The 13562-nt window shown below is 43.7% G+C and carries 9 protein-coding genes, 2 rRNA genes, 1 other RNA gene and 1 pseudogene; 3 read left to right on the forward strand and 10 right to left on the reverse strand.

The genetic code is table 11. From position 1 onward, the window contains the following. Nucleotides 1-22: 22 nt before the first annotated feature. A 23S ribosomal RNA gene (locus A4A70_RS02745) occupies nucleotides 23-2983 on the forward strand. A gap of 58 nt (nucleotides 2984-3041) precedes the next feature. Further along, a 5S ribosomal RNA gene (gene rrf / locus A4A70_RS02750) occupies nucleotides 3042-3156 on the forward strand. Between the two features lie 20 nt (nucleotides 3157-3176). Here the strand turns inward: rrf and der are convergent. The 9 genes and pseudogenes from der to bamE all read right to left on the reverse strand — a co-directional run bounded on the left by der (nucleotide 3177) and on the right by bamE (nucleotide 11454). Next, nucleotides 3177-4616 (reverse strand): ribosome biogenesis GTPase Der, encoded by a 1440-nt coding sequence (gene der, locus A4A70_RS02755; protein ID WP_067568208.1) that lies wholly within the window; start codon nucleotides 4614-4616, stop codon nucleotides 3177-3179. Then, the gene (bamB, locus tag A4A70_RS02760) at nucleotides 4613-5794 is read right to left on the reverse strand and encodes an outer membrane protein assembly factor BamB (protein ID WP_067568210.1); all 1182 of its coding nucleotides are present in this window, start codon (nucleotides 5792-5794) and stop codon (nucleotides 4613-4615) included. Before bamB ends, der begins: the two co-directional genes overlap by 4 nt. A gap of 10 nt (nucleotides 5795-5804) precedes the next feature. Then, nucleotides 5805-6323 carry a YfgM family protein gene (locus A4A70_RS02765; protein WP_067568212.1) on the reverse strand — a complete coding sequence of 173 codons (519 nt, stop codon included), beginning with the start codon at nucleotides 6321-6323 and terminating at the stop codon, nucleotides 5805-5807. A 14-nt stretch (nucleotides 6324-6337) separates the two neighbouring features. Beyond that, nucleotides 6338-7630, reverse strand: a complete 1293-nt coding sequence (hisS, locus tag A4A70_RS02770; RefSeq protein WP_067568214.1) for a histidine--tRNA ligase — start codon at nucleotides 7628-7630, stop codon at nucleotides 6338-6340. Between the two features lie 130 nt (nucleotides 7631-7760). After that, nucleotides 7761-8282, reverse strand: a pseudogene (rodZ, locus tag A4A70_RS02775) (cytoskeleton protein RodZ); the annotation flags it as partial. Between the two features lie 211 nt (nucleotides 8283-8493). Beyond that, nucleotides 8494-9648, reverse strand: a complete 1155-nt coding sequence (locus A4A70_RS02780; RefSeq protein WP_067568216.1) for a bifunctional tRNA (adenosine(37)-C2)-methyltransferase TrmG/ribosomal RNA large subunit methyltransferase RlmN — start codon at nucleotides 9646-9648, stop codon at nucleotides 8494-8496. 338 nt (nucleotides 9649-9986) lie between these two features. After that, nucleotides 9987-10375: a transfer-messenger RNA gene (gene ssrA, locus A4A70_RS02785) on the reverse strand. Nucleotides 10376-10442: 67 nt separating this feature from the next. Continuing rightward, complete coding sequence (gene smpB, locus A4A70_RS02790; RefSeq protein ID WP_067568219.1) at nucleotides 10443-10928, reverse strand: SsrA-binding protein SmpB; 486 nt, start codon at nucleotides 10926-10928, stop codon at nucleotides 10443-10445. Between the two features lie 187 nt (nucleotides 10929-11115). Next, entirely contained in the window at nucleotides 11116-11454 is a 339-nt protein-coding gene (bamE, locus tag A4A70_RS02795) for an outer membrane protein assembly factor BamE (protein WP_067568221.1), read from the reverse strand. 453 nt (nucleotides 11455-11907) lie between these two features. Here bamE and grpE point away from each other — a divergent pair, with 453 nt between their 5' ends. Continuing rightward, entirely contained in the window at nucleotides 11908-12519 is a 612-nt protein-coding gene (gene grpE / locus A4A70_RS02800) for a nucleotide exchange factor GrpE (RefSeq protein WP_067568223.1), read from the forward strand. A gap of 101 nt (nucleotides 12520-12620) precedes the next feature. On the opposite strand, the gene ung is transcribed toward grpE, so the two are convergent. Next, nucleotides 12621-13319, reverse strand: coding sequence for a uracil-DNA glycosylase (ung, locus tag A4A70_RS02805; protein WP_067568225.1), 699 nt, complete (start codon nucleotides 13317-13319; stop codon nucleotides 12621-12623). Nucleotides 13320-13562: the final 243 nt, after the last annotated feature.

Below are 13562 nucleotides of genomic sequence, written 5' to 3' on the forward strand. Positions count from 1 at the left end.
AAAAAACAGCTTAGGGTTGTAAGGTTAAGTGACTAAGCGTACACGGTGGCTGCCTAGGCAGTCAGAGGCGATGAAGGACGTGCTAATCTGCGAAAAGCGCCGGTGAGCTGATATGAAGCGTTATTAGCCGACGATATCCGAATGGGAAAACCCGATGCAACAAATTGCATCATCTTCAAGTAAATACATAGCTTGACGAGGCGAACCAGGGGAACTGAAACATCTCAGTACCTTGAGGAAAAGAAATCAATCGAGATTCCCTTAGTAGCGGCGAGCGAACCGGGAATAGCCCAGAGCCATCATCAGTTTATACATCAGAAAAACGGTCTGGAAAGTCCGGCGAAACAGGGTGATAGCCCCGTATTTAAAGTTGTATTTGCTGTGAGCTCAATTGAGTAGAACGGGACACGTGATATCCTGTTTGAAGATGGGGGGACCATCCTCCAAGGCTAAATACTCCTGACTGACCGATAGTGAACTAGTACCGTGAGGGAAAGGTGAAAAGAACCCCGGTGAGGGGAGTGAAATAGAACCTAAAACCGTGTACGTACAAACAGTGGGAGCATCTTTTAGGATGTGACTGCGTACCTTTTGTATAATGGGTCAGCGACTTATATTCTGTAGCAAGGTTAACTGTATAAAGGGAGCCGTAGGGAAACCGAGTCTTAACTGGGCGTTAAGTTGCAGGGTATAGACCCGAAACCCGGTGATCTAGCTATGAGCAGGTTAAAAGTTAGGTAACACTAACTGGAGGACCGAACCAACTAATGTTGAAAAATTAGTGGATGACTTGTGGTTAGGGGTGAAAGGCCAATCAAACCGGGAGATATCTGGTTCTCCCCGAAAGCTATTTAGGTAGCGTCTTGTAAATTCATCTACGGGGGTAGAGCTCTGTTTCGGTTAGGGGTCCAGCCCGGATTACCAACCCGATGCAAACTGCGAATACCGTAGAATGTTATTACGGGAGACACACGGCGGGTGCTAACGTCCGTCGTGAAAAGGGAAACAACCCAGACCGCCAGCTAAGGTCCCTAAGTCATGGTTAAGTGGGAAACGATGTGGGAAGTCTTAGACAGCCAGGATGTTGGCTTAGAAGCAGCCATCATTTAAAGAAAGCGTAATAGCTCACTGGTCGAGTCAGCCTGCGCGGAAGATGTAACGGGGCTAAACCATGCACCGAAGCTGCGGCAACGAACGTGTTAATTTAACATGATTTTAGATAATAAAATCTAGTTATATTAAAGAGATACGTCTGTTGGGTAGGGGAGCGTTCTGTAAGCCTGAGAAGGTTTACCGTGAGGTAAATTGGAGGTATCAGAAGTGCGAATGCTGACATAAGTAACGATAAAGCGGGTGAAAAACCCGCTCGCCGGAAGACTAAGGGTTCCTGTTCAACGTTAATCGGAGCAGGGTAAGTCGATACCTAAGGCGAGACCGAAAGGTGTAGTCGATGGACAACAGGTTAATATTCCTGTACTAGGTGTGACTGCGAAGTGGGGACGAAGAAAGCTAGGTTCGCCGGATAACGGTTATTCCGGTTCAAGCGTGTAGGTGGAAAAAGTAGGCAAATCCGCTTTTTCATAACATTAAGGCGTGATAACGAGCCACTACGGTGGTGAAGGAATTAATGCTACGCTTCCAGGAAAAGCCTCTAAGCATCAGGTTACATCAAATCGTACCCAAAACCGACACAGGTGGTCAGGTAGAGAATACCCAGGCGCTTGAGAGAACTCGGGTGAAGGAACTAGGCAAAATGGTGCCGTAACTTCGGGAGAAGGCACGCTGGTATGTAAGTAAAGGGACTTGCTCCCAGAGCTGAAGCCAGTCGCAGATATCAGCTGGCTGCAACTGTTTATTAAAAACACAGCACTGTGCAAACACGAAAGTGGACGTATACGGTGTGACGCCTGCCCGGTGCCGGAAGGTTAATTGATGGGGTTATCCTTAAATGGAAAAGCTCTTGATTGAAGCCCCGGTAAACGGCGGCCGTAACTATAACGGTCCTAAGGTAGCGAAACTCCTTGTCGGGTAAGTTCCGACCTGCACGAATGGCGTAATGATGGCCAGGCTGTCTCCACCCGAGACTCAGTGAAATTGAATTCACCGTGAAGATGCGGTGTACCCGCGGCAAGACGGAAAGACCCCGTGAACCTTTACTATAACTTGACACTGAATATTGAATCTTAATGTGTAGAATAGGTGGGAGGCTTTGAAGTGTAGACGTCAGTCTACATGGAGCCAACCTTGAAATACCACCCTTTAATGTTTGATGTTCTAACTCAGGCTCGTAATCCGGGTCGAGGACAGTGTCTGGTGGGTAGTTTGACTGGGGCGGTCTCCTCCTAAAAGGTAACGGAGGAGCACAAAGGTTAGCTAATCACGGTCGGACATCGTGAGGTTAGTGCAAAGGCATAAGCTAGCTTAACTGCGAGAGTGACAGCTCGAGCAGATGCGAAAGCAGGTCTTAGTGATCCGGTGGTTCTGCATGGAATGGCCATCGCTCAACGAATAAAAGGTACTCCGGGGATAACAGGCTGATACCGCCCAAGAGTTCATATCGACGGCGGTGTTTGGCACCTCGATGTCGGCTCATCACATCCTGGGGCTGAAGCAGGTCCCAAGGGTATGGCTGTTCGCCATTTAAAGTGGTACGCGAGCTGGGTTTAGAACGTCGTGAGACAGTTCGGTCCCTATCTGCCGTGGGCGTTGGAAGATTGAGAGGGGCTACTCCTAGTACGAGAGGACTGGAGTGGACGCACCACTGGTGTTCAGGTTGTCATGCCCATGGCATTGCCAGGTAGCTAAGTGCGGAAAAGATAACCGCTGAAAGCATCTAAGCGGGAAACTTGCCTCAAGATGAGTCTTCCCTGAGGATTTAAGCCTCCTAAAGGGACGTTAAAGACGATAACGTTGATAGGTCGGGTGTGTACACGCTGCGAGGCGTTGAGCTAACCGATACTAATGACCCGTGAGACTTAACCTTACAACACCTAAGCTGTTTTATGTATGTAAAAAAACTTTAAAGTAAACAAAAAAAATTGCCTGGCGGCATTAGCGCGGTGGTACCACCTGATCCATGCCGAACTCAGAAGTGAAACGCCGTTGCGCCGATGGTAGTGTGGGGTCTCCCCATGTGAGAGTAGGAAACTGCCAGGCAGGTTCTGATTTTAATTTGTTTAATATTTTTCTTTTAGTTTTTTGTTATAATTTATTAAGCGTAAACGTTTACGTATCTGCGTTGTATTAAGCGTATTACGTCGCCCAGTAAAGGGGTTGTTGCCTTCCTTTAATTGAAGGTGGATTGGGGTACCTATAATATGTAGTGAACTACGAAAATAATTTATTAAATAACGTTTATAAGTATCTGATAGATTTTTTACTTGAGTGCCGTGGATCACTATAACCGGAGGGTTATAGCCACCGATGTGCGCATATTTAAGTTTTATACGTCGACCGCGTACTATTGGTGGCGGACAATTGTCTACTGCTATATGTAGTAACTGATTCAGCAGTGATGTACTAATTCTGTTAGTAGCACATTGATAAGATTCATAGACCGACTTAAATAACTCGTTAAGTTTATTACCGTGTAGAGCAGAAATAAAATGTACCCTTACAAAGGCAGTAAATTTTAATCGCATGTCCAATGTTTTTTGAATTGTATTTTTTTCTTGCTTAGAAAGCAAATCACATTTATTCACTGCAATCACTAGTGAACTGCCAGTTTTTAGAATAAAACCCATTAAAGATAAATCTTGAGCTGAAATACCATTAAGAGCATCGATAATCAGCACCACCACATTGGCATTTTTAATAGACTGTAGAGTTTTTATTACAGTAATTTTTTTTACCGTGTCAGTATCAGTTAATTTACTGCGCTTACGTATACCAGCGGTATCGATAAGAATATATTCTCTTCCATTACGCTCCATCGGTATATAGATACTGTCCCGAGTCGTATCTGGAATATCAGCCACTACTACCCGTTCTTTGCCAAGAATACGGTTAATAAAGGTTGATTTACCGACGTTTGGTCGACCTACGACGGCGATTTTTATCGGTAGCAACGGCTCTTTAAAAGGCTCTGATGTTTCAGGTAAACAATCTAGTATTAACAACTTACTAAAGCAAGTATTAATCAAGTGGTTAATACCGCGTCCATGAGACGCAGCAATTGGCACGATATCTACCATTCCCAGAGCATAAAAATCACTTACCGCAATTACTCTGTCTCTGTAAGTCTCGATGTCAGTACTATCAGTTTTATTAGCGACAATGACTGTGGTTTTTTCACGTTTACGTAAATACTCAGCAATGCTCAAATCTGCTGACACCAATCCAACTTGGCTATCTACAATAAACAGGATAATATTTGCTTCTTCAATCGCCATCAGTGATGGTTCCGCTATACAGCAGGTTGTCACTACTTCACTATCGAGACTGCCAGTATCAACAACGATAAATTCATAATTATTCCATTTACCACGACCATACTTACGGTCACGCGTCAATCCTGAAACATTTGCCACTAGCGCATCATTGGTATGCGTCAGTCGATTAAACAGAGTAGATTTACCTACATTCTGGCGCCCAACTATTGCAATGATAGGTATCATTTTAAAGAGTAAATCTCCCCATTTTTTGCTTGAACGATAATCTTATTATCAACAACGATGGGCTTCGCTAGAAGCCCAGAGCTATCTACTTTTTGTTGTGCGATTAAACTACCATCATCAGTGTTAATCCAATGTAAATAGCCCTCGGAATCTCCGGTGACAATATAGCTATTATATAACACTGGTGAAGTTAAATTGCGGTGCAGTAACTCATTCTGACGCCATAGCGTCACTCCCCCCTGCAGCTTCAATGCAATCACACGGTCATTCTGATCTACCAGATAAATACGATTGTCATCTACTACTAAGTTCGTGACGGAACCTATTTTCTTTGACCACATCAACTGTCCAGAACGCAAATCCAGTGCTGCAAAGTTACCGTTATATGCCAAGGCATAAACTATACCGTTTACTACTACCGGCGTCGTCTGCACATCGTGAATCCGGTCAATATCGGTGACGCCAATTGGCTGATAAATACTCTGCTGCCAAATAAGCTGACCTTGATTTATCATTACCGCACTAACCTGACCGCTATCACCGCCTACAATAGCGGCTCCAAACGATATGGTCGGAGCGGATTCACCTCGTAGTGTCAGCGGCGGCATCTCCTCTAGGTTAACGGTCCATTTGACCGCACCGTCGGCTTCATTAAGTGCCTGCAGCATTCCGTTACTAGTATGTATTAACACCAAGCCATTGCTTACTACTGGGGTCGACAGCGCTTCGCCGATGACCGTACTTTCCCATACAAGGCTGCCGTCCTGTACTTTCAGTGCGTAAACCTTAGCTAATTCACTGCCAATATATATTTTATCATCAACCGCAGTAACGCCTCCAGAAAGCTGCGCTGGCTTCTTACGAGAAAATAAGCTAGTACGAATTGAAAGATCTGTTGACCATCTCTCTTTGCCGCTGTCTGCATCCAGAGCTTTGACCACGCCAAAACGGTCTGCAGCAAACACGTAGTCGTTCTGCCAGGCAGGGTGTAAATTGGCATAAAAATCGCCTGAGCCACTACCAACTGATCGTCTCCACACCATAGTCGGCTGAAATTGATTATTTACTTTAGGTAGTGGCGACCTAGTCACTATATCTTCTTCGCTGCTCAAACTTGCACACCCGCTGAGCAAGATAATGGATAACAGTCCTAAAAACCTAATCTTGCATAATTGCATACAGTAACTCTCAGCTCAACAAGTTTTTAAGTTTTATGCGCACCAGAGTCGACAACATGTTGGATTGCAGTGCTTTTTCATAAGCTGTTTGGGCTGCCTTATAATCCCCTTTTAGGATCTGAGCATCACCGTGTATATCATCAGCTAGCGCTGTCCAACCCTGATCTTTAATTTCTTTGAGGGTGTTTAGTGCTCCATCGATGTTTTTCTGCTGTAGCTGCACACGTGCCAGCCGAAGTTTAATAAGTGACTGCAAATTGTTTTCACTGGTTTGTTCTATCGCTTTTTTCAGTTGTTGTTCTGCGTCTACGAAAGTATTATTATTTACATATTGTTGTGCTAGCCCTAAAGAAGTTAGGGCGCCATGATTATTATTATGGTACTTTTGCAACTGCCAATAAAAACAGCCTATCAAAGCACTAAGTAGTACTACGCTTATCGCTAGCGTCTTACTGTTATAAGAATAGTTATAGATAACAAAATAACGCAGCAACCCGCGTTTTTCTTTATCATTACTACAGACTAGCATGGTGTTTTATCCTTTTATTTAAAACCTAAAAGTAATATTAGGTGCGAGACAACTTTGCTTTGTGCTAGCTTTTTCTGGTTGCCAGTAGTTAAATCTTTCACGATTACTTGCTGTGCTGCAACTTCGAGCTCACCCAGTACCAGTGCCACTCGGGCGCCGTGTTTATCGGCGCGACTAAACTGCTTTTTAAAGCTGCCGCCGCCATAGTTGATCATTAATCGCAAAGCAGGTAGCGCATCTCGCAGCTTTTCCGCAAGTAGTAGTGCCGCGCTTGTAACGTTATTACCCGATGACACTAAATAGGCATCAACGCTTAGCGGTGCAATTAAATCCATATTAACTGCCTGTAACAACAGCATCAACCGCTCTAGTCCCATGGCAAATCCTACCGCTGGCGTTGGTCTACCGCCCAGCTGCTCAACCAACCCATCGTAACGACCGCCACCACATACGGTGGTATGTGAGCCAAGACTACCGGTAGTGATCCATTCAAATACCGTACGGTTGTAGTAATCTAGTCCACGTACTAAATACGGATTAACCGTATATGAAATACGGGCCAGGTCTAACAGTTCACACAAATTAGTAAAATGATTTCTGGAATCATCATCGAGATAATCAGTAAGTACCGGTGCATCATGAAGCAAAGCTTGTACAGTAGGGTCTTTACAGTCTAAACTGTCCAATACCCGCATGGGATTTGTCTGTATACGGTAACGGCAAGCTTTGTCCAAGCTCGACTCATGACGGGTCAGGAAATCTACCAGAGCCTCACGATAGCGTGTGCGTCCTGTCATGGATCCGATAGAGTTCAACTCTAGCGACATATATTTACTGATACCAAGTGCGCGCCACCAGCGGGCGGTCAGCAGGATAAGCTCAGCATCAACTTCCGGTCCTTGCTGACCAAAAACCTCGGCCCCTATCTGATGGAACTGACGGTAACGCCCTTTCTGTGGTCGTTCATAACGAAACATTGGGCCGAGATACCAAAGACGCTGCTCCTGATTGTACAATAGGCCGTGCTCAATACAGGCGCGTACACAGCCTGCGGTACCTTCTGGACGCAGGGTAAGGCTGTCACCGTTACGATCGGCAAAAATGTACATCTCTTTTTCTACTACATTGGTAATGTCACCGATAGCCCGCTGAAATAACGGGGTCTGCTCGACGATCGGCAGACGAATTTCACTGTAGCCGTAACTAGTAAGTACTTCTTTTAACATCTCTTCAACGCGCTGCCAAAAGATCGTCTCCGCCGGTAAATAATCGTTCATGCCACGAATTGCCTGGATGTTTTTTACCATATTAAATATTTACCTATAAATATTATTTTCTATCAATAGGATAGTCGCTGGTCTGCGACGCAGGAGCAGAAAAAAGTTGCTAGCTAACTAGCTACCGTCTTCGCTGTCGTGTCAATAGTTTGCCATCTGGTGGCTTACTGCTATCGATTTTGTCGCTTAATGGCACCGAAATACTCTCATTTCTAGAGAGCTGAGTGGAAGACTGATCGGCCATGTTGGCTATTTCCTGCTGCTGGGCTTGATGATTTTGCCACCACCAGGCTCCTGTCAGGCTAATTATCACAAATAGTATTAACCACGTGAATCCTATCAGCCAATTGTCTCGCATTGTACGAGTTTTTCCCAGGGAAAAGCTCTGCATTGGGGTAACCTTGGCGATCTTAATAGGCGCTTGCTTGGGCTTGGCCATTATCGGCATCAATTCTTCTTCAGAAAGATGCACCAACCGCGCATATGAGCGGATATAGCCCCGCAAGAACGTCGAGGCGAGGTTGGGATTAGCGTGATCATTTTCAATATCGCGCACAGTAGAGACTTTCAGGCACAGTCGTTCAGCCACCGCCTGCTGGCTTAATCCCATTTTTTCGCGGGCTTGACGTAGGCGTCCACCCGTGGTGGTTAGTGCTTGATCTTGGAGGTCTTTAGTATTCATTAGCTAGGAATTACTGCTACTGGTTTTTTCGTGGAAAACTTAGCGCAAGAAAGTCTTTGGCTCTAAAGCAGCGAAACAAATCTGTAATCACTATTAGCACTGCCTGTTGAAGCAACTGTTAGGATTAAGTATCTAAAAGCAACTTAGCCACTTTTCCAGTTCCAGTTTCCAGATGAAACTTCGCTCGAGCTTAAGCAGAGCAAGTTTATAGTTATTGGTCTCTGATATGTAGGGTCCGTTTGGTCCGATCGATAACTTGGCCGGTTAACTGCCCACAAGCAGCATCGATATCTTCCCCGCGATTTTTGCGCACGATGGTAGTCAGACCGTACTCAATCAGCACGTTGGCAAAACGATTTATTCGGCTATTGGAGCTCCGGCAGTATGGTGCTCTAGGAAATGGATTCCATGGAATCAGGTTAATCTTACACGGTGTATTCTTCAAACATTCAGCTAACTGGTGTGCGTGCTCAGTACTATCGTTGATATGGCTGAGCATCACGTACTCCACCGTCACGCGTCCGTGATTGGCTTTTGATTTAGCAAGATAGCGCTGCACCGCCGACAAAAACATTTTGATGTTGTATTTGCGATTAATCGGTACAATTTGATCCCGAATCTTATCGTTTGGCGCGTGCAGCGAAATTGCCAGCGCAACATCTACCATATCGCCAAGCTTTTCCATAGCGGAAACTACACCGGAGGTCGATAGGGTTACTCGGCGTTTTGATAATCCAAAACCTAAATCGTCCAGCATTATTTCTATCGCTGGAATAACATTCCTGAGATTAAGCAACGGCTCACCCATTCCCATCATCACTACGTTAGTAATTGGACGTTGGTTAGTAACTTTGGTGGAGCGGATAATTTTTGCTGAGCGCCATAACTGGCCTATTATTTCTGATACCCGTAAATTTCGATTGAATCCCTGCTGGGCTGTTGAGCAAAAAGTGCATTTTAACGCGCAACCTACCTGGGACGATACGCATAGTGTTGCGCGGTCTTTGTCGGGAATATAGACCGTTTCAACCTGTTGGTTGCCTACATTGATCGCCCATTTAATGGTGCCGTCGGCGGATTTTTGCTCGGTGCTTACTTCCGGTGCGCGGATTTCTGTTAGCGCTTTTAGCCTAGTACGTAAAGGTTTGTTGATATCTGTCATCTGATCAAAATCATCACAGTAATAGTGATAAATCCATTTCATAACCTGATCGGCACGAAATGGCTGCTCCCCCAGCGACGCGAAGAAAACGCGTAGCTGTTGACGGTTCATATCAAGCAGGTTTAATTTCTTCTGGTTCGCACTAGCAGAAGAAGCTGATAGTGTTGCAACTGTTGTGCTTTTTAACCGAATTGTCTCAGACATTATGTTGTAATCCTAGTCTAGGTCTAGTTATTGCGCTTTATATAGCGCAAAATATATAAGAAATACCACGCTCCCTTTAGTTCTTAGGTCGTCTGACTGAGTAGACCTAGATTCTACCGCAGAGCAGCTTGGCTTAAAAGGCAAATCTGGGCTTTTCTTTTTGCGGGGGCATTGGCGCGTGTAGTATCGGCTAGCTAGGGCATAGTAGTGCCGCTAATTTTAAGGTTAGAGTGTTAAATGTTGACTTTTATGCATAGCGTAAAGCGCTTCTGCCTGCTCGAGGGACAACAAACAGCATAAGAAATACCTAGCGCGCCTCATAGAAGCGCTAGGTAATGTGGTGGAGCTGGCGGGATTCGAACCCGCGTCCGGAATTTCTCAGCCATCGGTACTACATGCTATAGTCCAATCTATATAGTTCGTTTATTAGCTGCGGACGGACACGCTACACTATTAATAAACTAGCCTGATTAAATTTAACGTTTTCGTCCCAGGCAGGACATCTACGTGATCTCTTTTCAGTTTGACCTCTTTTAATTCCTCTCCTTAAGAGAGAAGGCTAGGAAGAGAGGGAATCCTCAGTTTATTAGGCTGATTAAGCTGCCAACGCAGCAGATTCGTATTGCGAGTCGTTTGCAATTATTTTTTTGAGGCTTTTTACGAGGCCAGCCTCACCTCGGCATGCACCTTAGGTTTTGTAAATCCCGTCGAATCCAAGATCAGCCCCTAGTCCTTTGCTTTTGTTTTTGCTTTAAGGTTATTAAAACATATAGTAAAGCTATTTATTTAAGCTATCAACCCCGATTCTTTATTATTCGTCCCTTAGTTACCTGCCATTCACGCTCTTTAATTTCGATGCGTTTATCATACTCTTTTTTACCTTTAGCAACACCGATTCTTACCTTAATCCAAGTCATTTTCCAATAAATAGATAGTGCGATTACCGTATAATGTTTGTAATTCACGCAGCCAAACAGGGTGTCCAGCTCCTTTTTATTGAGCAATAGTTTACGGGTCCGCATAGGATCACAAACGACGTGTGAAGATGCTTCCGTAAAAGATTGAAAGGTAGCTCCAAATAAGTAGGCTTCACCATCTTTGAGCAGCACGTAGCTATCATTGATATTTGCTTTACCGGCTCGCAGTGATTTTACTTCCCATCCATGTAATGAAAGGCCTGCTTCTAACTCTTGCTCAATAAAGTATTCGTGTCGAGCGCGTTTATTTTGCGCTATGGTAACATAGTCGGATTTATTTACCTTTCTTGTAGCATGTAACATTATCAAGTGCTCTCCTAGAGCTAGAGCAGAAAAGCTTTCGTTATGCTGGCTGAAGTTTTTTCATCAAAAACAGACAAGGTATCGCTGATATTCCAGTCTTAGAGAGATCGTTTACGCCTTATCTTCATCTTAATATTTACGTCATTACGCTGTGCTAGGAAATAATTGTCGTTAACATATCATGTTATTAACTATAACTATAAAATGTTGGTTTATTATCAATTTGAACCAAAATATCGCTACTATTAAAGGTTAAAGTTAGGGTTTGCTGTATGATAGGTTCATGATTTAGTTCACGGCGGAAGATATAAAACCAGGTATCTGTGCCGAACGGATCCTTCATCATTGAAGTGCCAAGTATATAAGCTATCTCCTGTTTGGACATGCCGATGTAGATTTTGGCTACGTCAGCTTTGGTTAGATAATTGCCTTGATTGATATCAGGATGGTAAACCACTTGTTTAAAGATGGAACAACCGGAGGTAAAGATCAATATAACTACAGCAGTAAAAATTTTACAGCTCATAATAATCAGATTGTTCTATCAGATATCATTGATGATATCTATCATATTAATTATTACATTGCAAAAATTATAATAGCTATTATAGCTATTAACTGAATAGTGCTAAGTATGTTCAAGTCTAGTGTTAGCTAGAACACTAATTAATTATTAAGGATTCTTAATTACTACCTACTAAACTTTTCTAAGTAATTGTAATCTTTCGTATTGACTAACGCAAGAAAAACGCAAGAAAATAGTCGCCGCGACTGATCAAGATGTCCTCTAGTGTGAATCGTCGGCTAATAACGTAGCGGCTAATAAAGTATAAGTAGTATTCATATATGAGAGATCTGAGAGATCATCCCCGGCTTAGTTTTGTAAGCTTCATTCTTTGTCATCCCTTGAATCCTCGCTATTCATCCCCATAATACCCGAACTAGCGAGAAGCATGCTGAACCATGGAGAAAACTCATAATGAGTAGTAAAGAACAGAATACCCCTGGCGAGCAAGTCGCACAACAGATTGAAATAAAACAAGAACAGCAAGTAGAAGCGGCGCCTGAGACAGTAGAAGTTGTTGATCCGCGAGATAAGCGGATTGCTGAATTAGAAACAACACTAACCCAGATACAGCAGCGCGAGCGCGATAATTTATTGCGTGCCAAGGCAGAAATGGAAAACATACGCCGCCGCAGTGAGCAGGACATCGAAAAAGCGCATAAATTTGCGCTAGAACGTTTTGTTGGCGAACTTTTGCCGGTGATTGATAATTTAGAACGCGCCCTTGACATGTCGGATAAGTCTAATACAGAGTCAACTATCGAGGGCATTGAGCTGACGCTTAAATCATTACTAGATGCGGTGCGCAAATTCGGTCTTGATATAGTTAGCGATACTGATGTGCCGTTTAACCCTGAAGTACATCAAGCCATGACAATGCTAGAATCCGACAAGTATAAAGCTAATCAGGTGATGATGGTGATGCAAAAAGGCTATATCCTCAATGGTAGACTTGTTCGCCCTGCGATGGTAGCAGTATCGAAAGCTAAATCCAGTGCCCAGCCGCAACGTTGCGGCGAAAAATAAGCGCGCTAGCAGCTGTTTATAAAACAGAAGCGCGTTACTGCTGTACTGAATTTTTTATATTTATATTATATAAAGGAAATCTAGAACTAGAAAGAGCTAAACTAGCTATGCTTATTTGCGGCCGCTGGTAAAGTTGGTGACCAGACTATCGGCTGTTGACCTTGTTGCACTAACAGCTCATTAGTTTTGGAAAAATGATGACAGCCGAAGAAGCCGCGATGCGCCGATAAAGGGGAAGGGTGAAATGTTTTAAGCACATGATGACGCTTATGATCGATAATTGCACTTGTTTTTTGGGCATGGGATCCCCAAAGTAAAAATATGATCCCCGCGCGATAGGTGTTTAGTACGTTAATGACTTTAACGGTAAACTTTTGCCAACCTAAACTCGCATGAGAATGCGCTTTACCAGCCTCTACCGTAAGTACGGTATTAAGCAACATGATCCCTTGCAACGCCCAACTTTTTAGGTAACCATGGTTAGGCATAACAAAGCTAGGAATATCGCCGGCTAGCTCTTTATAGATATTCATCAGCGATGGTGGGGTAGGAACTCCTGGTTTTACGGAAAAAGATAAACCGTGGGCCTGATTAGGACCATAATATGGATCTTGACCTAGGATTACAACTTTTACCTCGCCAAGTTCGGTAAAACGAAAAGCATTAAAGACATCTTTCGATGGCGGATAGATTGTGACCCCTGCTGCCCTTTCACGAGCGACGAAAGCTAAGGTTTGCTGGAAGTATGGCAGCGTTTTTTCTTGTGCTAGAGCATCACGCCAAGTCAGCATTGGTGTCATAATACGCCCCAATAGTAAAAATAGAACCTAAGAGCATAATCTTAATCTTAGATCACGCAATAAGTTTTTTTCTCTGCGGCATATCGTCTCTTATATTATTTATACTGATCCTCTTTATTGTTTCTTTATTAGGTTTTTTTGTTCTTATCTGTATGTGCTGCCATACCAAATCACTTGGTGCGAGACCCAGCAAATGATCCCAAGATCATTACTTACTTATTTTAAATATTAAAATGAATTCTA

It is taken from the genome of Candidatus Hoaglandella endobia (assembly GCF_900044015.1).
GTDB classification, from domain to species: domain Bacteria; phylum Pseudomonadota; class Gammaproteobacteria; order Enterobacterales; family Enterobacteriaceae; genus Hoaglandella; species Hoaglandella endobia.

Bases quoted from the DNA above. Each gene is read 5' to 3' on its own strand.
- bamE (WP_067568221.1), bottom strand. From the start codon at position 11,454: ATGAGCTGTAAAATTTTTACTGCTGTAGTTATATTGATCTTTACCTCC.
- smpB (WP_067568219.1), bottom strand. From the start codon at position 10,928: ATGTTACATGCTACAAGAAAGGTAAATAAATCCGACTATGTTACCATA.
- A4A70_RS02780 (WP_067568216.1), bottom strand. From the start codon at position 9,648: ATGTCTGAGACAATTCGGTTAAAAAGCACAACAGTTGCAACACTATCA.
- ung (WP_067568225.1), bottom strand. From the start codon at position 13,319: ATGACACCAATGCTGACTTGGCGTGATGCTCTAGCACAAGAAAAAACG.
- hisS (WP_067568214.1), bottom strand. From the start codon at position 7,630: ATGGTAAAAAACATCCAGGCAATTCGTGGCATGAACGATTATTTACCG.
- A4A70_RS02765 (WP_067568212.1), bottom strand. From the start codon at position 6,323: ATGCTAGTCTGTAGTAATGATAAAGAAAAACGCGGGTTGCTGCGTTAT.
- der (WP_067568208.1), bottom strand. From the start codon at position 4,616: ATGATACCTATCATTGCAATAGTTGGGCGCCAGAATGTAGGTAAATCT.
- bamB (WP_067568210.1), bottom strand. From the start codon at position 5,794: ATGCAATTATGCAAGATTAGGTTTTTAGGACTGTTATCCATTATCTTG.
- grpE (WP_067568223.1), top strand. From the start codon at position 11,908: ATGAGTAGTAAAGAACAGAATACCCCTGGCGAGCAAGTCGCACAACAG.